Here is a 19,946-nt window from a genome sequence, read left to right as displayed (position 1 = left end):
TTTTAGAAAAGCCACGTTTAACGCCAGCACTTTTAGCGTAAGCAATGACCACGATTAAGACTCATTAGCTTATCTAAAATGCGTTCGCCATCCATGCGGATGCCGTTGTGTTCGTATTCTGAAGTAAGCCAATATTTGAGGTTATTGACTTGTTTGGCTGTTTCTAAGCTGTATTGCATTTCAACATACATGTCGTTGCTGTAAATAGCGGCCGCAACCGGGACTTTATTATTGGCCAATTTTTCAAGATCATATAATGCTGGCCAGTCTTTTTTTGCGGCGATTAAGTCTGCAGCAGCTTGTAATGGTATCAATGCTTCGAGTTGGGCAAACATCCAGGGGTAGATCATTTCACCAGTAAACAGCAAGGGTTTATCTGGACGGTAATTGAATTGATTAAACTGGGCCCGTACTCTATGAGCTGCCCACGATGAAGCATTATTTTGACAATAAATAGATTCGTGCATTAAGGCAAAAATAGGATTGGTATTGTAACTAAGGAATTGGCTAAATTGATGTAAAAATAGCGGGTTGAGATCAATACCGTGAGGCGTGTCAATTAAAGCTTGTTCAAGCAAGTAGTAAACGGCTTCGGGCCCTTGTTCCATGCCTATATTAACGCCTAGTAGCTGAAGCATTTCTACCGTCAACTGCTCACCTGTAGCTAAGTACACTTTGTTTTCATATAGGTGCTTTGCTAAGTTATCGACCAGCATTCGAGCGTCACTAAAACGATTAAAAAAGTCATTATTTTTGGTAATAACACGCTGATATGTCGCTTTGTAAACGTCATCAGCAGGGCGGGTTAGCGAAGGAATACCGCCAGTAATGTAAGCCTCTTTTAGGCCTTCTGGCGCGGCAGACACATAATGCAGGACACAAAAACCACCAAAGCTTTGGCCTAAAATACTCCAAGGTTCGTCTGGTGATAGTTTGGCTCGAATATATTCTGCATCGCGGATGATGTTATCGGCGCGAAAATGGCTTAGATAGTCAGCTTGGTCTGTGGCACTCATATAACTTAAGCTGGTGGCATTGACTGGGCTTGATAATCCTGTGCCTCGCTGGTCAAGTAATAGCACTCTATATTCAGTTAAGGCTCGTTTTATCCAGCCGTTGTTGCTAATCGGTCTTACGGCGCCAAACCCCGGTCCACCTTGAAAAAACACCAAATAAGGCAGCTGTTTATGTTGATTTTCAACACTGACAATTTCACGGGCAAAAACAGTAATCTGTTTACTGGGACTTTGTTGGTAGTCTAACGGCACCGAGAAAAAGTGCTTACGGGCAATAATGTCTGATAAAGTAAGGTCGATGTGCATAAAATGCCTATTCAGTGGTGATTAATGGCGATACTAATACTATCCAATCTTGATTTGTCATTGACGACAATCGCACCGTAAATGTGAGCTAATTAGTATGGTATTAAAGACGCTTATGTCGATGCGAATCACACATATTTTATGAGTCATCTTGTATATTAACAATCAGTAACTTGATGGAGATTAAGTTTAATAGCTATCTAGACCCAATCTGCCTAGATAAAATTAACCGATAATTATCTTAATAATTATTAAGGACGAGGTTGTCGATGAAATATCAAATCATCCCTGTAACGCCTTTTCAGCAAAATTGTAGTGTCATATGGTGCGAAAAAACCTTGAAAGCTGCCGTGGTCGATCCGGGTGGCAACATTGAACGAATTTTAGCTGAAGTGGACAAGTTAGGCTTGAGTGTTGAAAAAATATTATTAACCCATGGTCATATTGATCATGTTGGCGGCGCAGCGGCATTAGCAGAAAGATTAGCGATCCCGATCGTAGGTCCGCACATTGACGATAAATTTTGGTTAGAAAATTTAGTGAAACAAAGTCAGAACTTTGGTTTTCCGCGTGTTGAAGCCTTTAAACCCACCCAATATCTTAATGAAAATGATGACGTGAGTGTCGGTGAGCAGCATTTACAAGTATTGCATTGCCCCGGGCATACCCCTGGACACATCATTTTTTATAACAAGACCGCTAACTTAGCATGGGTGGGGGATGTGCTTTTTCGAGGCTCTATTGGTCGTACTGATTTTCCGCAATCTAACCATCAGGACTTACTTCACTCTATTACCACCAAATTGTGGCCATTAGGGGATAATGTGAGTTTTATTCCTGGCCATGGACCCATGTCGACGTTTGCCGATGAACGACAACATAACCCTTTTGTTGCCGATCAGTTATTTGATTAATAATTTGTTATGTAATCAGATCATTGAGGTTATTTATTAATAAGTTGAAACCATTGATTCTTTGCATTGTATAGCGAGTCTGTTAGCTTAATAGACTGCGTTTACCTATGATGGACAGTTCAAATGGTTCAACACCTCGTTGATTTACTCGATACCTGGTTACCTTCTTATCAAGAAGACTGGGTAGTCGCCGTTCTTACTCAAGTGCAAGGCTCTTCTTACCGTAAACCTGGCGCCATAATGCTATTTCATCCAATGGGTAAAAGCTTGGGGATGTTAAGTGGTGGATGCCTTGAAGCGGATCTACGTCGTCACGCCCAGCGTGCAATTCAAACCCAGCAAGTTATTCAGTTAACCTATGACGCAACCGATGAGTCTGATACCAGTTATCAGCTGGGTTGTGGTGGTATCGTTAATATTATGATGGTGTCGTTAAATAAATCGAACAATTATCTTGGTTTAGTTCGTGTTCATGACGCTTTAATGCGTGGTGATGCAGGTGAATATCAACTTGATATCGTGGCGGATGGTACGCCGGCCCAACAATTGGCAGGTCACTTTGTTGAGCAAGATGCTGAGCGACCTGCGTCGATCACTCTCAATAGTAAAACCCGCACCGTGATCGATCAAGCTAGCTCTGTGTTGCATATTCCGCTTAGACCGCCAGTACATATTGGTATTTTTGGTGGCGGTTTAGATGCACAACCGATTACACAAATGGCGCAAACACTAGGCTGGAAAGTCAGTGTGTTTGATGAACGTACCGCCTATGCGCGTACTTATGATTTCCCAGGATGTCAGATTATTAAAAAACCGACGGCAGCAGTGTCAAAAACACTTTTGGCCAGTTTAGATGCCGCTTTTGTGATGAGTCATAATTTACAAATCGATGCTAAAACATTACAGGTACTCCAAACCATACCGTTGGCTTATATTTCGTTATTAGGTCCAACTCATCGTCGTGACAAAGTGTTGAACATGGCTGAGTTAACGGTTGACGACTTTAGTGGCTATTTTTCGGCGCCAGCAGGGTTAGCGCTAGGTGGCGAGCTGTCTGGTTCGGTTGGACTGAGTATCTTATCCCAATGCCATGGCGTGCTTTATCAAAGTAAGTTAACCAGTCTTGATACGGTAATGCTGTAATAACAACCTAGAGAATGCGCCATTGATAATGCCAAAAATTATTACGGTGATCTTAGCCGCGGGTGCAAGTAGTCGTTTTAACGGCGCTAAAATTGTCGCCAAAGTGCAAGGTGAACAAAGCTTACTCGCATATTGCCTGCAAACACTCGATCACGTCACCCAAACAGCGGGCATTGCCCCAGCGGTGGTGATGTTAGGTGCGCATCAAACAGATGAAGTGTTAGCTATTACCGCCAAGCATCATCGACTTATCAACCATGATTGGCAATTAGGTTTGTCCAGTTCGGTGAAACTCGCCGCGCGCTATGCTCAAAGCCAACAGGCGGATGCGTTGTTAATTGTGTTAGCCGACCAAGTCGCACTGCAAGGCGATGATTATCTGCAATTGATCCAAGCATATAGGCACAATAACTTAACCAGCAGTGCTTTTTACCGGCACAGTGTCGGCGTTCCAGCTATCTTTTTAGCTAAGGATATTAATGCTCTGTTGTCGATTGATGGCGATAAAGGTGCAAAAAGTATTTTAAAACAGCATGATAAAAATAATAGCTTGAATATTATTCATATGGAACAAGCCCAATTTGATATTGATACACCGGCTGACTTAGCACGTTGGTTGGACAGTGCCGGCTGATCTTTTAAGATGAATCTTGTAGCCGTTTGTGGCGATGTTATCCAAGTCAGAGCGAATAGCGGGTCGTTATTTTAGCTGCACAAACGATTACGAAGTAGAAATAAGCAACCAATGTACCCTGAAAGATCCGGCTAAACGGCTGCACTTATTTTGTAAACACGATTTGTAAACATGTTATGTAAACATGGGTCTTTGTTGCAAGGTATTAGCCAGCTTAGAGACTTTGTCTCTAAGCATTGGGCGCATCATACATTCACAAAAAGAGCTAGCCTGTTTGTGTCGAACAAACGTTAACCACAAAAGATCAATAGACCCTAATTAAGGAGTGATTATGACAACCCCAACACAAAAATTGATGGTAAATGGAAAGGATTTTACCCTTGATGCCGACCCTAATATGCCTGTGCTATGGGCATTGCGTGACATCCTTGGCCTGACTGGGACAAAATTTGGTTGTGGAGCTGGGCTATGTGGTGCATGCACTATTCATGTTGACGGCAGCCCGATGCGCGGCTGTTTAACCAGCTTAAAGCAAGTACAAGGCAAGCAGGTGACCACTATTGAAGGTCTTGAGGCTGAAAAGCTAAAGCAAGCTTGGTTAGAACATAATGTACCGCAATGTGGCTATTGTCAGGCGGGACAATTAATGTCTGCCGCAGCATTATTAACCACCACGCCTAAACCCACTGAAACCCAAATTGCTGATGCGATGTCGGGCAATATCTGTCGTTGTGGCACTTATCCACGGATAAAAGCTGCGATTCAATCGGCTTCGGAGGCGTGATCATGACCACATTCAAAGCGATTGAAAATATTAGCCGCCGTAACGTATTAAAGTTATTTGGCGCGGTCGGTGGCGGACTCGCATTAGGGGCCACGGGTTTAGGCTGGAGTCCAATGGCCTTAGCTCAAGATAAGCAAGCGCTGATGAACTTGTTTGTCGCCATTGGTGAAGACAATAAGGTGTACTTGACTTGTCATCGCTCTGAGATGGGACAAGGGATCCGAACTGGCATACCGCAAATTTTAGCCGACGAATTGGAGGCTGATTGGGACAATGTTGTCGTGGTTCAAGGCTTAGCAGATAAACGCTATGGCAGCCAAAACACTGATGGTAGCCGCAGTATTCGTAAGCACTATCATCGTATGCGCCAAATGGGCGCAACGGCTAGAACCATGCTCGAACAAGCCGCGGCTCAAGTGTGGCAAGTTCCGGTGACCGAGGTGTACGCTAAGGCGCATAAAGTCCATCATAGGGGCAGTAACAAAAGCCTTAATTACGGCGAGTTAGCGATCACGGCGTCGACATTACCGATGCCAGAATTAGATTCGGTGGTGCTCAAGCCTGAAAGTGAATTTACCCATATTGGTCAATCGCACACCATTGTCGACATGGATGCGATGCTAACAGGCAAAGCAATATACGGTTATGACATTAAACTCGATGGAATGTTATATGCCAGTATCACTCGTCCGCCAGTGTTGGGCAGTGATGTGGTTAGCGTTGATGAGACTAAAGCCCGTAAGATAGCCGGTGTAGTCGATATTATTACCTTGCCTGTACCTAAAGGGGCGCCATTATTTCAGGCTTTAGGCGGTGTTGCTGTGATTGCAACTAACAGCTGGAGTGCGATTGAAGCGCGTAAAGCATTAGTCATCACCTGGTCTAAATCGATTAATGATAGCCATAATTCAGACACCTACCTGCAAGGTTTGGTTGAGCGCGTTAACCTGCCGGGTAAAGTGATGCGCCAATTAGGTGAGTCAGTCACTGATTGGCCACAAGCATCAACGGTTAAGGCCGTTTACACCGTACCGTATTTAGCCCATGCAATGATGGAGCCGCCAGTGGCAACGGCGAGTGTGACTGCTGATGGTTGCGAGTTGTGGGCCTCGAGTCAAACACCACAAAGTACTCAGCAACATGTAGCCGGCGCACTCGGGCTTAAAGAAGATCAAGTTACTGTTAACGTGACGTTATTGGGCGGTGGCTTTGGGCGTAAATCTAAGCCTGATTTTAGTGTTGAAGCGGCAATTTTATCGCAAAAGCTCAATAAACCAGTCAAAGTATGTTGGAGCCGTGAAGACGAAATTCAAAATGGCTATTACCATGCGATCAGTGCGCAAATGTACCAAGTCTCACTCGACAGCAATAAGATGCCAACCGCATTGTTAGCGCGTACTGGCTTTCCGTCAATCAGCTCAACATTTGCTGAAGGGGTTGAATATCCTTCAGCTGGCGAACTGGATTTAGGCTTTAGTGATGTGCCGCTAGCCCTTAAACATATTCAACTTGAAGCGGTTAAAGCACCGGCGCACACACGAATTGGTTGGATGCGATCAGTCTGCAATATTCAACATGCTTTTGGTATTGGTAGTTTTGTCGACGAAATAGCGGTAAATGCCAATAAACCCTGTGTGCAAATGTGGCGTGATTTATTGGGTGACGCTAGGCTAGAAGCGTTTGAAAATCAAAATTTCACCTATGGAAATTACGGTGAAGAGTTAGCTGATCACCCGGTGGACGTGGGTCGTTATCATACTGTGTTGGATAAGTTAGAAGCGGTAATGGCTGATGCGCCGAAAGCGGCTAAAAATCAAGGTTGGGGTATGGCTGTTCATCGCAGTTTTGTCAGTTATGTTGCGGTCGCAACTTTAGTTGAAGTGGTGGATAAACAGCTTAAAGTATTGAACTCCATAGCGGTGATTGATGCCGGTAGAGTGATAAATCCAGATCGGGTGAAATCACAACTAGAAGGCGCTATCATTTTTGGATTAAGCTTAGCGACCATGGGCGAAATAACCTTTAAAGATGGCAAAGTTGAACAATCTAATTTTCATGACTATCCGTTATTACGTTTACCGCAATGTCCAGATATTGAGACTTATATAATCGAGTCTACGGCAAAACCTGCTGGTGTTGGCGAACCAGGGGTGCCGCCAGTGGCACCGAGTTTAACCAATGCCATTTTTGCTGCCACGGGAGTAAGATATCGCGATTTACCGCTTAATAAACATTTATCGGTGTAGCCATTTACCTGAGCTATGGTATTTAAGTTTACCCATCTTAAGCCGATAATATATTAGCCTATGCCCAAGTATGTTCGCACTTGGGCATTATTATTATGTTGGGGCAACAATAGTTGATATTAGGTTAAGTTGAATAGCGAGTGAATGTGAATGACCAACCTCAACTCGGATTAACTAGGCTCGTCTATATTATTGATTAATTTACTTTTGTGTAATGTAATTTTCGTTTTTAATCTTATTCTCGTTTGTTGAGATAGTGGTAAATTGCCTTAGGAAGCTTATATATGAAGCAAATCCAGTTTAGAAAAATAGATGCAATTTTGATTAAATTTAGCCTTAATGGAAAATTTTGGGTTGTTTGCTCACTGGTTGCATTGATCACCAGTGTTGTCGCACTAATGAATTACCAACAAACTCAGGACTTAATAGAGCAAACATCGTTACAGCGCGTTAAAGCAAGTGTTGCCAGTTATGCCTCTGTAGCCAATAACCAAGACTTAGACAATGATGCCCTTGAGCAATTTGCACAAGATAATCAATTACAGCTATCTGGTGGCGACAATACTTTTCGTCGCGGTGATCTAGTGACGGCATCTGCGAGCGTTGGTAATCAGTTTTTAACCGCGAGTCAAAATGTTCAACAGTGGGAACAAGAGCCGTTAAGCCAAACGAGTTTTATGTTGATAATGGCACTGGTTGGTTTATTGCCCTTATTCCAATTGAGTTACTGGATCTCAACCTCATTAGGCGGAGGCTTATGGGACATGTACATGGCAATAAAACGTCTAGCCGATGGTGATTTAACGTTGAGATTACACTTTTTTGGCACTGATGACTTTAGCTTAATCGCCACCGAAATTGATCGCTGTGCTGATAACATGAGTGAAATGGTGCGGGCGATCCGCAGTAATGCTGAAACATTGGCGGTTGCTGCCAATGAGTTTACTCACCAAGCCAGCACCAATGATGAGTTAATTGATCAGCAGCATCACTTCTTAGACTCGGTGGCACACGCCATGGATCAAATGACAGCAGCCATTGCAGATGTGTCACATCACGCAAGTGATACGTCATTAAATACCAAGCAAAATGCTAAACAAATGGATCAAAGCCAAAGTAAGATTAATGATGCGGTTAAACGTATTAGTTATTTGTCTGAGCGTATTGCCGAAGCATTTTCATCGGTAGATCAACTCTCCCGCGATGCGACCCAAATTAATGCTGCCGTTACCACTATTGAAAGTATTTCAAAGCAAACCAATTTATTGGCATTAAATGCAGCCATTGAAGCGGCGCGTGCAGGTGAACAAGGTCGCGGTTTTGCGGTAGTCGCGGATGAAGTGCGTACCCTCGCAGGACGGACCCAAAAAGCGACCGTTGAAATTCAAAACATGATTGAAGACTTACAACAAGGCTCTAAAAAACTGACCAGTATTACTAATGTGATTGTTGAAGAAGCAGATCAAGGTAGTACGAGTATTAAAGCCGTCGGTGATGATATTACTCATATGGCACAGTCTATCAATGCTGTGTTTGATATGAGCAGCCAAATAGCGGCATCTGCCGAACAACAAAGTGTGTCTGCCGGAGATATTGGCTCACAGCTCAATCAAATTCGGCAGCAATCGGACACTATTCGCAGTACTTCCAAAAAAGCAGGCGCATTAGCTAACGATTTGAATCAATCGTCTAAGGGATTAGCGTCGATTTTAAGTCAATATAAAATCTAGTTTTGACGGACTGTTTATCAAATCCAAGATCATGGATATTTTTTGATTAGCTGACATAAAACACCTAGGTATTTGTTATCTTACCCAGTTTTTGAGTGGTGGTTTTTAAGTACTAGTTTTTGAGTATGATTTTTTAGTATTAGGGGCTGTTGATCTTTCACATTGGCAGCCAAATTATAGAGCAAGCTAGAGCCAGCAGGCTTTCAAAATTAATTTTCAATTTATCATAGCGGGTAGCTATCGCTCTAAAATGCTTGAGCCGAGCAAAAGCATTTTCAACTAAATGCCGATATTTGTATAAACACCAATCGATATCGCCATTTCCTTGCTTCGAATTTTGTCTTCTAGGGATCACTGGCTTTGAACCACATTCACGCACTTTATCTCTAATCGCTTCACTGTCGTAGCCTTTGTCTGCAATAATAAAATGACTTTGTGGCAATAGTTCAATAAGGGCATTAGCTGCTTTGCTATCATGAACTTCTCCACCTGTAACAATGAATTCTATCGGTAAACCATAGCTATCTACCGCGAGATGGATTTTGCTTGTATTACCACCACGACTTAACCCAATTGCTTGATTTTCATCAGATGATGCACCTGAACTGTGTTGATGGGCTTTTACATAACTTCCATCAATAAATTCCCATTCAGTATCACTATTAGTCGATAATGTTTTGAACAGCCTAAGTAAAATACCTTTTCTTGACCACAGTAAAAATCGACGGTAAATGGTATTCCATAAGCCAAAATATTCAGGTAAATCTCGCCAAGGGCAGCCAACACGCAATCGGTAAAGGATACCTTCCATCGTAAATCGATGCTCTTGCTTGTTATAAACTCTATCATCAAGCAGAATAGCTTTTAGCTTCGACCACATCTCATCAGTGAGCATTAATCGGGGCATGGTAATCTCGTTGTATTTGTTTTTGGCGAAGTGAATTATACGAGATTACCTTCTTCGCACAAAATTCAAACAAAGATCAACAGCCCCTAGTGTTTAAGTAATAGTTTTTGAGTGGTGGTTTTTGAGTTTGTTGACTTGTATTAGTCATGTTGAAGCAAACTGGCATTTGCCTCATGGTGTCAGTTTACCCCGTCAATTTATCTAAGCAACCCGCTTAATGAACACCACGGATGGCTATCTGTGGTGGAAAAGGATTTTCAATCGAGCGATATCTTACTCAGTAAAGATTATTCGCAGCACATTATAATTTACCTGTTGAGGATTTTTGGTTACCGACAATGACACAAGACTTGGTGGTGATGATAACCAAGAAGGCAAATTATTCACGTTTGCTTATCAATACTCACTTAGTTGGCTAGGGTTTATTCAATTTGAGTACAATCTTATCGATTCAAATTGACCTTTTAGAGGATATCCTATCTAAATTATTGATTCTGTTAAGTGTAAATGCAAGTGTCGAGTCGAAACTTATTGTGAATAAGTGAATAAGTGAAAAATATAGTACCAATATGCTAGACCCGTGAAGGCGGCTCGTTACCAAGGGTTAGCATTAGCCTGTTGAGGTGAGTCGGTTCTGAGGGGAGCAGTACTGGTAAAAAGTAGCTATAAGCGAGACACGCTCATAGCTTTTATCGTTTCGAGTAGCGAAGCGATTTAGTTGGTAGGCTATTTGTTTTTACCTATCCGCTTTTAGTTAAAATCACTCCAAATAGGAGCATGATCTGACGGTTTTTCGATAGCCCGTAAATCATAATCAACATCAGATTCAATTAAGCGTGGTACTAATGATTCGGTCACTAATATGACGTCGATCCGAAGGCCACGATTATCAACAAAGCCTTTACTGCGGTAATCGAACCACGAGTAACGTTCCGTGCGACTTGGGTGTAATTGACGGAAGCTGTCAATAAAGCCCCATTGCTGTAGACGTGCTAACCATTCACGCTCTTCAGGTTGAAAACTGCATTTACCGGTTTTTAACCAACGCTTGGCGTTCACTTCTCCGATGCCGATGTCTAAATCGGTTGGCGAGATATTAATGTCGCCAATAATCGCGATGTCTTCACTTGGGTTATGATGTTTTTCTAAATGTAACATCAAGTCTTGATAAAACTTACGCTTAGCTGGATATTTAGTTTCGTGATGGATACTTTCACCTTGTGGGAAGTATCCATTGAAGACCGTTAATATACGACCGTTAGCTTGGGTAAATTTACCAATAATCAATCGGCGTTGAGCATCTTCAGCATCAGTTTCAAAACCCTTAATGATTTCAATAGGTTCGGCTTTTGATAGCATGGCCACACCATAATGGGCTTTACCGCCGTGAAAATGCACCTGATACCCCATGGCTTCTACATCAGCGACAGGAAACGCTTCGTCATGAACTTTGGTTTCTTGTAAGCCAATAATATCAGGAGAATGACTGTCGATTAGGGCTTGCAATTGATGCAAGCGCGCACGTATACCATTGATATTAAAAGACACTATTTTCATTAAGGAAGCACTCGCTTAAATGGCTTAACGATAACGCTTTTGTACACGCCAGCACCAATATAAGGATCCACATCAGCCCAAGCTTGTGCATCTTCCAATGAAGGGAAATCAGCAACAACTAATGATCCTGTGAAACCGGCTTCCCCCGGATTTTCATTATCAATGGCAGGATGGGGGCCGGCGGTTAATAAACGGCCTTCATCGGCGAGCGCTTGTAAGCGGGCTAAATGTTCGGTGCGGACGGATAAACGCTTTTCTAAACTATTTTCCACGTCTTGAGATGAAATCATATACCACATATCACTACTTCCTTTAATCGTTGTTATAAAATAAGTTATTGGTCATCATTGGGTTGAGTGGTGTCTTCTTGCATATGTTTATATAAGTACAATACCGTGACAACCGTGTTAATTAAGGTGAGGGCGGTTAGGCCAAATACTTTGAAGTTTACCCACATTTCTAGCGGTAGGCTAAACGCAACATAGATATTGGCGATGCCACATACTACAAAAAAACTGACCCAATACCATGTTATTTGTGTCCATATTTTATCGTCAACTTTCATTTCTTTGCCTAACATGCTCTTTAGCGCAGGTTTGCCCATCATTTGAGAGGCAATTAATCCTATAGCAAACAAAGCATAAACAATGGTTACTTTCCATTTAATAAAGGCATCATCGTGAAAAAATAGCGTAAGTGAACCAAACACAGTGATCATGGCAAAGGTAGCTAGAAGCATTTTTTCGATGTGTTTATACAATAGGTAAGTGATGACGAGTTGGATCGCGCTTGCCGCAATCAGTACAGCCGTTGCGGCATAGATGTCATACAACTTGTAGACTGCAAAAAAAATGACCAGTGGTAAAAAATCTAACAGTTGTTTCATAAAAAATCTCAGGCTAGGAAAATACTATTGCATAATGTTGGTGTTATGTTGCCACCGTAATGATGGCCGATTGTAGCATGATGTCATTGCCATTCGCATTAATTAAGGACAGTGATGGAGTGGATTATAAACTATTGCGCTAGGCTATTTTGCAAGAGGATGTAAATTCCGCTAAGCAGCTTAGTGAGCAAGCTATTCTTGCTGTGTATTTGACTCTGTGACACGTTAAGCTTATTTAAATGACCTTATGTATGCTTAATAGATAGGCGCTAAGCAGTTGAGCAGAATGTTTTTTCAAATACCGACTTATCGTCATATCGTCTTATCGTCGCGAGGGAATTGCGCCAAGATTTATCAATAAAACCGGGTCATCGTTAAATCGATCATTCAGTAGCATGGTGATTAAGCTGCGATCAGTTACAGGGTATGGTTAAAGCGATAGCGATGTAAAATGCTCGTGCCTGATCAGTCTAAACCTTGAACAATAATGATGTTGTCATGCTTTCTCGTGTTGTTAGCGGATTAAATTGGTGTTGATTGCGTGACGAATAATACCAATTCGATACCAACTAATCGCCTTTAAGACAAGTATATAGGCAACTTGCAGTAGGTCTTCCCGCTCTTGCTGTTCATACTTCACACTCCATCGAGCATATATTATTATCGGCTCACATTTTAAATGCGCGGCGCTGGGGTAGGTTGATCATGGCGACTTGCATTTTATCGCGACGGTAATGATCTGCGCTTTTATCTCAGGCAAGAGCTAACAGCGACATAAAATAGGCCTGTTTGGCAGCAATACTTTGAACCGAGGCATCATCATTAATCACCCTGGGTTGTACACCGGTTGCTAAAGTCTGCTGAATAGAGACTCAACAGATTACGGCAAGTGTTAGCAGCTTTATGCAGTTACTTTTCATACTGCGCCGAGTAATAGGTTCATTAACAATCGATATAGATGACGATAAAAAGAGCCAAATTTATGGCTCTTTTTTGTTTTTAATGAGGAGGTGTTTTATCGTTGGAACTGATAAACACTGCCTAACTTCAAGATTTGTGTGAGTTGATCTAATGCGGTGCGCGATTCCATAATCAATTGCGGATCGGCTAGATCGCTAACGGTCAGTTGATCACGATAATGTCTATCAACCCATGTATTTAAGCGAGTAAATAAACCGTCATTCATTAATGTGTTTTGGTTAACCGCGGCGACTTCTTGTTCGTTCATCGCCACTCGTAAACGTAAACAGGCTGGCCCCCCCCCGTTTTGCATGCTTTGTTTTACATCAAAATAGCGCACTTGTTTGATCGGCGTACCTAAGGTCACGAGTTCATTTAAATAAGCAAATACTGCAGGGTTTTCTTGGCAATTTGTGGGTGCAATAATGGCCATTTCACCTGAAGGTAGGGTGATGATTTGGGTATTAAATAAGTAACTACGAACGGCATCATCAATTGATACTTGCTCTGTGGTGACTTTGACAAAATGCATGTCAGAGTTCATTTTTCGGCGAATTTCATCGAACTTTACTTCGGTATTTAAAAACGCTTGTTCGTGGTAGAAAAGCACATTTTTGTTACCCACTGAAATGACGTCATTGTGGAACACGCCTTGGTCAATCACATCAGGGTTTTGCTGCATAAATACGCAGCTTTCATCTTCAAGTTGGTGTAAACGTGCTACTGCCTGAGAAGCCTCTAATGTCTGTCGAGCAGGATATTTTGTAGGTTTTGGAGCGTTAGTGTGAGTGGCTGACTGGCCGTAAACAAAAAGTTCTACTCCGCTATGACCGTATTCAGAACACAAACGGGTATGATTTGCAGCGCCTTCATCACCAAAACTTGCGTGTTCGGGTAAATGCTGATGATGTTTGAAATGGCGATCATTATTGAATGTTGCCTGTAGAATGTGCCCTGTGGTGATAGGTTCAATGCTACGGTGTAATTTATCGACCAAGTTAGCCGGTGTAAAATGTACTTTTCCATCACGAGTGTCTGCACTGGGTGACACTGTCGCGGCATTAGCGGTCCACATGCTCGAAGCACTGCAGCAAGCATTAAGTAGCGCAGGTGCTTGCTGAGCAGCTTTTTGTAAAACCTCAGCGTCAGACCCAGAAAAACCAATTCGACGCAATGTGTAAAGGTCTGGGCGCTCTTGTGGGGCTAATACGCCTTGCACCATACCTAAATCTGCTAATGACTTAGCTTTTTGCAAACCTTGTTTAGCTGCCGCTTTAGGATTTGAGGTTTGGGCCGCATTACTAAATGAGGCCACATTACCAAACGATAATCCGGCATAGTTATGGGTTGGTCCTACCAAGCCATCAAAGTTCGCTTCAAAATGCTTCATTCGTGATCCTTGAAAATTTTAGTGAATAATTATTATTGTAGTTGCGCATATTTGTGTTACTTATAAAAAAGGAACGTGATTGTTCATGTCAGTTAACGCTAATTGAAGCCAGTATACTGGAGCTATAAGGGTTAACAAGGTGTGGTTAATTTGTACAAATGTGTATGAATGACTAAAAATGCACTGAAGGTGCTCGTAAGTATCATTAAGTGACAAATTACGTTTAAAAAACGCATATTATTTTTACATTTTTTATTTTTGATTAAAAAATGACTTACTAGCCGTGTAAAAGAGGGATTAACTTGAAAATCTTGTCTCAACCCTCTATATATGGAATCAATTTTCTTTTTCTCGAGACTTTTTGGCGCAAATAAAACTATGGGTAAATCGCTAGTTATTGTCGAATCGCCGGCTAAAGCCAAGACAATTAATAAATATCTTGGTAAAGACTTCATCGTGAAGTCGAGTGTAGGTCATATCCGTGACTTACCAACTTCGTCTACTTCTGACGGTACAACTGCGACTAAAACCGCTGCAGAAGTTAGAAAATTACCTCCTGAAGAAAAAGCTCAATATAAGCTGATCAGAGACAAACAAGCGCTTGTGGCGCGAATGGGTGTGAATCCCGATAAAGGCTGGGCAGCCAAATATCAAATATTGCCTGGCAAAGAAAAAGTCGTGAAAGACCTAAAAGCGTTAGCAGAAACTGCTGATAAAATCTATCTCGCAACGGATTTGGACCGTGAGGGTGAAGCCATTGCCTGGCATTTACAGGAAATTATTGGTGGTGACGCTTCACGGTATCAGCGGGTTGTGTTTAACGAAATTACTAAAACTGCGATTCAAGATGCGTTTAGTAAACCGACTGTGCTTGATACCAATATGGTCAATGCCCAGCAAGCGCGTCGCTTTTTAGACCGTGTTGTCGGCTTTATGGTGTCACCATTATTATGGAAAAAAGTCGCTCGTGGTTTATCTGCGGGACGGGTGCAATCGGTTGCTGTTCGCCTTGTAGTCGAGCGAGAAGGTGAAATTAAAGCGTTTGTTCCAGAAGAGTTTTGGGATATCCATGCTGAGTTAAATACCCCTACCGCAGCTAGCTTAAAAATGCAGGTGATGAAATATCAATCTGCTGCATTTGAGCCGATTAGTAAAGCGCAAGCGCAAGTGGCGGTTGATGCACTAGGTGATGCAACGTTTGTTGTTACTGCCCGTGAAGATAAAGCCACTTCAAGCAAGCCTTCAGCACCTTATATCACCTCTACATTGCAGCAAGCTGCCAGTACTCGTCTTAGTTTTGGTGTGAAGAAAACCATGATGATGGCTCAGCGCTTGTATGAAGCGGGTCATATTACCTATATGCGTACCGATTCAACTAATTTGAGTAAAGAAGCGGTTGAAAACTTACGTGAAATGATTGGTTCTGAGTTTGGTGACAAGTATTTACCTGCAGAACCTATTCGTTATGGTAGTAAAGAGGGCGCTCAAGAGGCGCATGAGGCTATTAGACCGTCAAACGTGGCTGTGCAGTCAGCATCTTTAACCGATATGGAAAGAGACGCTCAGCGTTTGTATGAGCTTATTTGGCGTCAATTCGTGTCTTGTCAAATGACACCGGCACAATATGATGCGACACGTTTAACGGTAACCGCGGGTGATTACGAATTAAAAGCCAGTGGCCGTACCTTACGCTTTGATGGTTGGACTCGGGTTCAACCGCAGATGGGTAAGAAAAACGAAGAAGACAAAACGCTGCCAGTGGTTGAAAAAGGTGACAAGTTAGTGCTTGAAACCCTGTCGCCAAAACAGCATTTTACTAAGCCAGCGCCTCGATATAGCGAAGCCTCTTTAGTTAAAGAGCTTGAAAAACGAGGTATTGGTCGTCCATCGACGTATGCGACGATTATTTCAACCATTCAGGATCGTGGTTATGTCAAAGTTGATAATCGCCGTTTCTTTGCTGAAAAAATGGGTGAGATTGTTAGCGAACGCTTAGTGGGCAGTTTCAAAGAGTTAATGAGTTACGATTTTACCGCCAGTATGGAGCAGACATTAGATGATGTTGCTCAAGGTAAACTGGACTGGAAAAAAGTACTCGATGGGTTTTATGGCGACTTTACCAAGCAATTATTGTTGGCCGAGTTAGATCCAGATGAAGGCGGCATGCGCCCCAATGAAATGGTACTGACAGACGACATTAAGTGTCCAACCTGTGGCCGTGCAATGGGGATCAGAACGGGTTCAACAGGGGTCTTCCTAGGTTGTTCTGGTTATGAGTTACCGCCGAAAGAACGTTGTAAGACTACGCTTAACTTAACCCCAGGTGAAGAAGCGGTTAGTGACAATGAAGATGCTGAAACTGAAGCGCTACGAGCTAAACATCGTTGTGGGAAGTGTGGCACAGCGATGGACAGTTATCTCATTGACGAGACCCGTAAATTACATGTCTGTGGTAATAACCCGTCATGTGATGGCTACGAAGTGGAAGCCGGACAATTTAAGATTAAAGGTTATGAAGGTCCGATCATTGAATGCGATCGCTGCAGCAATAATATGGAACTTAAAAACGGTCGATTTGGTAAGTATTTTGGTTGTACCAATACGGAGTGTAAGAACACCCGTAAGTTGCTGAGAAGCGGCGAAGCGGCGCCACCAAAAGAAGACCCAATTTTTCTACCTGAATTAAAATGTACTAAATCCGATGCCCATTTTGTGCTTCGTGATGGTGCTGCTGGAATATTTTTAGCGGCGAGTACTTTCCCTAAATCCCGTGAAACACGTGCGCCTCTAGTGGAAGAGTTAGTTCAGTATCGTGATTTGTTATGGCCTAAATATCAGTATCTTGCTGACGCACCAGTGGAAGATGATGAAGGTAACAAAGCCTCGGTTAAATTTAGCCGTAAGACGAAGGAGCAGCATGTTGCTACTGAAGTTGATGGCAAAGCGACCGGCTGGTCTTCTAAATTTATAAACGGTAAATGGGTCAGTGAATCAGCTAAGAAAAAAGCTAAGAAATAACCTTTAGCTTTAGTTGCTTCATCACTCTATTCATTAACGCTACCCGATTGGGTAGCGTTTTTGTTTGTGCAACAAATGGATTTATTATTGTTTCTATAGCGAATAGGTTCGTGGGCATATTTATGTAGACTATGACAAACGAACAAACGAATTAAAGATAATCAGACACAAAAAAGCACTGATAATTATCAGTGCTTTTTTAGTGGTAAATTATTGCGAATTACCTCGGTGTTAAGCCGATATACCGCAATTTATTTGGCACTGTTTTGTGCTGCTTGAATGGCGGTTAATGCAATAGTGTAAACAATATCATCGACTAATGCGCCACGTGATAAATCGTTAACCGGTTTACGCATACCTTGAAGCATCGGACCGATACTGATTAAATCAGCACTACGCTGTACTGCTTTGTATGTTGTGTTACCCGTATTTAAGTCTGGGAATACAAATACGGTCGCTTTACCCGCAACTGGGCTGTTAGGCGCTTTAGATTGAGCGACGTTAGGCATAACGGCTGCATCGTATTGCAACGGACCATCGATGATTAAATCGGGACGTTTTTCTTTGGCAATTCGAGTGGCTTCACGCACTTTATCAACACCCAACCCGGTGCCAGAGGTACCTGTTGAGTAACAGATCATCGCGACACGAGGTTCAATCCCAAAGGCTTTAGCTGATTCCGCTGACTGAATCGCGATTTCGGCTAACTGCTCAGGATTTGGATCTGGATTAATGGCACAATCACCATACACGAGTACTTGATCTGGCATCAGCATAAAGAAAATCGACGATACCAAGCTAGAACCTGGTGCGGTTTTAATTAATTGCAGTGGTGGGCGAATAGTTTGTGCAGTAGTATGAACCGCACCAGACACAATACCATCAACTTCATCTTGTGCCAGCATCATGGTTCCAAGCACCATGTTGTCTTCTAGTTGCTCTCGGGCTACCACTTCTGTTAATCCTTTGCTGCGACGTAATTCGAGCATAGGTTCAACATATTTGTCACGCACACTAACAGGCTCAATGATCTCGATGCCTTCACCTAAAATGACATCTTGTTGTAATGCGACACGCAAGATCTCTTCACGGTTACCTAATAATACGCAACGAGCAATACCACGTTCTGCACAAATAGCTGCCGCTTTAACGGTTCTCGGTTCTTCACCTTCGGGTAGCACGATGGTTTTACGTGCTGCACGGGCCAGTTCGGTTAACTTATAACGGAATGCTGGCGGTGATAAGCGGTGTTCTCGAGGAGAGTCTTGAGTGATGCTTTCAATCCAAGTTTGGTCGATATGGCCTGCAACGTATTCTTGTACTTTGTCAACGCGAACCGCATCATCCACAGGCACTTCATGGTCAAAACGTTGGATATTGAGTGACGTTTCCCATGTGTTTGATTCAATTAAGAACACTGGCAAGCCGGTTTCAAATGCTTGCTCACACAACTTCATAATTTCTGGCTCAGGCTGGTAGCCACCAGTAAGCAATAGTGCGCCAATTTTAACGCCGTTCATCGCCGCTAAACAAGCTGATGCGATGACGTCAGAGCGATCACCTGAAGTCACTAAAAGTGAATTGGTTTTGATGTGAGTAACCAAGTTTGGAAGACTGCGAGCACAAAATGTAACCCGGCGCATACGGCGAGTATTCATTTCACCGGCATTAATGATTTTAGCATTTAAGTGTTTTGCTAAATCAGATGCGCGCGGTGCAATTAACTCTAAATTGTATGGCACTCTACCTAAAATGCGCAGTGGACTTTTACTGGGTAGTTGGAACATGTCCGCGCTATCAGTGGCGTTAATTTGCTTATTAACAAACACTTCAGATAAATCAGGACGAGTACGACCTTCATTATCAACTGGCGCACCAATTTTATTAATGATGGCGCCAATTATGCGCTTGTTTTTTTGTCCGCCCCAAGAGTTATAGGTGATTTCTAATCGATTCATTAACCCATTAGGCGTATCAACCCCTGGTGTTGCGATGAAAATAACATCAGCATCTAGTGCTTTAGCTATTTCGTAGTTAATGTCATCAGCAAAAGGGTGGCTACGTGTCGGCACCAAGCCTTCAACGACTAAGATTTCAGTATTGCTGGCGCATTCTGCAGTGCGGGCAATAATTTGTTCCATTAAGACATCAACTTGCTCTGTGCGGATTAAGGCTTCAGCGTGTTCCATTGAAAATGGCTCTAACGGATTGACCGTTGGTGAGGTACTTAAAATGGTGGTTGAACGTTCAGGACCTGTATCACCCGAGCGGATCTGTGCAATAGGTTTAAAGAATTGTACTTTAACGCCTTTACGTTCTAGGGCGCGAACCATACCTAAGCTAAGTGATGTTAATCCTACTCCAATACCGATTGGAATAAGTAAAATATTACGAGACATAACGACCTCTTGTGTGCGTATTGTTCATGTTAATTAACCGAGTATAAGACCGAATA

14 protein-coding genes are annotated in these 19,946 nt (G+C 42.5%); 7 read left to right on the top strand and 7 right to left on the bottom strand.

The window, feature by feature from the left end:
• Positions 1-32: 32 nt before the first annotated feature.
• Positions 33-1,322 carry an alpha/beta fold hydrolase gene (locus tag EGC80_RS19330; protein ID WP_124011803.1) on the bottom strand — a complete coding sequence of 430 codons (1,290 nt, stop codon included), beginning with the start codon at positions 1,320-1,322 and terminating at the stop codon, positions 33-35.
• Positions 1,323-1,591: 269 nt separating this feature from the next.
• Here EGC80_RS19330 and EGC80_RS19325 point away from each other — a divergent pair, with 269 nt between their 5' ends.
• The 6 genes from EGC80_RS19325 to EGC80_RS19300 all read left to right on the top strand — a co-directional run bounded on the left by EGC80_RS19325 (position 1,592) and on the right by EGC80_RS19300 (position 8,773).
• Positions 1,592-2,236, top strand: a complete 645-nt coding sequence (locus EGC80_RS19325) for an MBL fold metallo-hydrolase (RefSeq protein ID WP_124011802.1) — start codon at positions 1,592-1,594, stop codon at positions 2,234-2,236.
• Between the two features lie 123 nt (positions 2,237-2,359).
• Positions 2,360-3,379 carry an XdhC family protein gene (locus tag EGC80_RS19320; RefSeq protein ID WP_124011801.1) on the top strand — a complete coding sequence of 340 codons (1,020 nt, stop codon included), beginning with the start codon at positions 2,360-2,362 and terminating at the stop codon, positions 3,377-3,379.
• A 28-nt stretch (positions 3,380-3,407) separates the two neighbouring features.
• Positions 3,408-4,013, top strand: a complete 606-nt coding sequence (locus tag EGC80_RS19315) for a nucleotidyltransferase family protein (RefSeq protein WP_124011800.1) — start codon at positions 3,408-3,410, stop codon at positions 4,011-4,013.
• A 331-nt stretch (positions 4,014-4,344) separates the two neighbouring features.
• Positions 4,345-4,797, top strand: a complete 453-nt coding sequence (locus EGC80_RS19310) for a (2Fe-2S)-binding protein (RefSeq protein ID WP_101032158.1) — start codon at positions 4,345-4,347, stop codon at positions 4,795-4,797.
• Positions 4,798-4,799: 2 nt separating this feature from the next.
• Positions 4,800-7,043, top strand: a complete 2,244-nt coding sequence (locus tag EGC80_RS19305; protein ID WP_124011799.1) for a xanthine dehydrogenase family protein molybdopterin-binding subunit — start codon at positions 4,800-4,802, stop codon at positions 7,041-7,043.
• 284 nt (positions 7,044-7,327) lie between these two features.
• The gene (locus EGC80_RS19300; RefSeq protein WP_124011798.1) at positions 7,328-8,773 is read left to right on the top strand and encodes a methyl-accepting chemotaxis protein; all 1,446 of its coding nucleotides are present in this window, start codon (positions 7,328-7,330) and stop codon (positions 8,771-8,773) included.
• Positions 8,774-8,930: 157 nt separating this feature from the next.
• Here EGC80_RS19300 and EGC80_RS19295 read toward each other — a convergent pair whose 3' ends face one another.
• The 5 genes from EGC80_RS19295 to astB form a co-directional block, all read right to left on the bottom strand.
• On the bottom strand, positions 8,931-9,680 hold the full coding sequence (locus tag EGC80_RS19295; protein WP_124011573.1) for an IS5 family transposase: 750 nt from the start codon (positions 9,678-9,680) through the stop codon (positions 8,931-8,933).
• A 750-nt stretch (positions 9,681-10,430) separates the two neighbouring features.
• The gene (xthA, locus tag EGC80_RS19290) at positions 10,431-11,237 is read right to left on the bottom strand and encodes an exodeoxyribonuclease III (RefSeq protein ID WP_124011797.1); all 807 of its coding nucleotides are present in this window, start codon (positions 11,235-11,237) and stop codon (positions 10,431-10,433) included.
• On the bottom strand, positions 11,237-11,536 hold the full coding sequence (locus tag EGC80_RS19285) for a YciI family protein (RefSeq protein ID WP_101032154.1): 300 nt from the start codon (positions 11,534-11,536) through the stop codon (positions 11,237-11,239). The genes xthA and EGC80_RS19285 overlap by 1 nt, the downstream gene beginning before the upstream one ends.
• Positions 11,537-11,571: 35 nt before the next feature.
• Positions 11,572-12,123: a septation protein A gene (locus EGC80_RS19280; protein ID WP_101032153.1), complete on the bottom strand. Its 552-nt coding sequence runs from the start codon at positions 12,121-12,123 to the stop codon at positions 11,572-11,574.
• A gap of 1,015 nt (positions 12,124-13,138) precedes the next feature.
• Positions 13,139-14,473 carry an N-succinylarginine dihydrolase gene (gene astB / locus EGC80_RS19275; RefSeq protein WP_124011796.1) on the bottom strand — a complete coding sequence of 445 codons (1,335 nt, stop codon included), beginning with the start codon at positions 14,471-14,473 and terminating at the stop codon, positions 13,139-13,141.
• Between the two features lie 378 nt (positions 14,474-14,851).
• Here astB and topA point away from each other — a divergent pair, with 378 nt between their 5' ends.
• Positions 14,852-17,491 (top strand): type I DNA topoisomerase, encoded by a 2,640-nt coding sequence (gene topA, locus EGC80_RS19270; RefSeq protein ID WP_124011795.1) that lies wholly within the window; start codon positions 14,852-14,854, stop codon positions 17,489-17,491.
• A 251-nt stretch (positions 17,492-17,742) separates the two neighbouring features.
• Here the strand turns inward: topA and pta are convergent, their stop codons facing one another.
• Entirely contained in the window at positions 17,743-19,890 is a 2,148-nt protein-coding gene (gene pta / locus EGC80_RS19265; RefSeq protein WP_124693507.1) for a phosphate acetyltransferase, read from the bottom strand.
• Positions 19,891-19,946: the final 56 nt, after the last annotated feature.

The organism is Shewanella psychromarinicola (assembly GCF_003855155.1).
Classification (GTDB): domain Bacteria; phylum Pseudomonadota; class Gammaproteobacteria; order Enterobacterales; family Shewanellaceae; genus Shewanella; species Shewanella psychromarinicola.
Note: the sequence above shows the minus strand (reverse complement) of the source record. Positions and strands in the feature narration are given on the sequence as shown.

What these genes read in the sequence shown, in the direction of transcription:
- EGC80_RS19330 (WP_124011803.1), bottom strand. Translation starts at nt 1,322, where the DNA reads ATGCACATCGACCTTACTTTATCAGACATTATTGCCCGTAAGCACTTT.
- EGC80_RS19325 (WP_124011802.1), top strand. Translation starts at nt 1,592, where the DNA reads ATGAAATATCAAATCATCCCTGTAACGCCTTTTCAGCAAAATTGTAGT.
- EGC80_RS19320 (WP_124011801.1), top strand. Translation starts at nt 2,360, where the DNA reads ATGGTTCAACACCTCGTTGATTTACTCGATACCTGGTTACCTTCTTAT.
- EGC80_RS19315 (WP_124011800.1), top strand. Translation starts at nt 3,408, where the DNA reads ATGCCAAAAATTATTACGGTGATCTTAGCCGCGGGTGCAAGTAGTCGT.
- EGC80_RS19310 (WP_101032158.1), top strand. Translation starts at nt 4,345, where the DNA reads ATGACAACCCCAACACAAAAATTGATGGTAAATGGAAAGGATTTTACC.
- EGC80_RS19305 (WP_124011799.1), top strand. Translation starts at nt 4,800, where the DNA reads ATGACCACATTCAAAGCGATTGAAAATATTAGCCGCCGTAACGTATTA.
- EGC80_RS19300 (WP_124011798.1), top strand. Translation starts at nt 7,328, where the DNA reads ATGAAGCAAATCCAGTTTAGAAAAATAGATGCAATTTTGATTAAATTT.
- EGC80_RS19295 (WP_124011573.1), bottom strand. Translation starts at nt 9,680, where the DNA reads ATGCCCCGATTAATGCTCACTGATGAGATGTGGTCGAAGCTAAAAGCT.
- xthA (WP_124011797.1), bottom strand. Translation starts at nt 11,237, where the DNA reads ATGAAAATAGTGTCTTTTAATATCAATGGTATACGTGCGCGCTTGCAT.
- EGC80_RS19285 (WP_101032154.1), bottom strand. Translation starts at nt 11,536, where the DNA reads ATGTGGTATATGATTTCATCTCAAGACGTGGAAAATAGTTTAGAAAAG.
- EGC80_RS19280 (WP_101032153.1), bottom strand. Translation starts at nt 12,123, where the DNA reads ATGAAACAACTGTTAGATTTTTTACCACTGGTCATTTTTTTTGCAGTC.
- astB (WP_124011796.1), bottom strand. Translation starts at nt 14,473, where the DNA reads ATGAAGCATTTTGAAGCGAACTTTGATGGCTTGGTAGGACCAACCCAT.
- topA (WP_124011795.1), top strand. Translation starts at nt 14,852, where the DNA reads ATGGGTAAATCGCTAGTTATTGTCGAATCGCCGGCTAAAGCCAAGACA.
- pta (WP_124693507.1), bottom strand. Translation starts at nt 19,890, where the DNA reads ATGTCTCGTAATATTTTACTTATTCCAATCGGTATTGGAGTAGGATTA.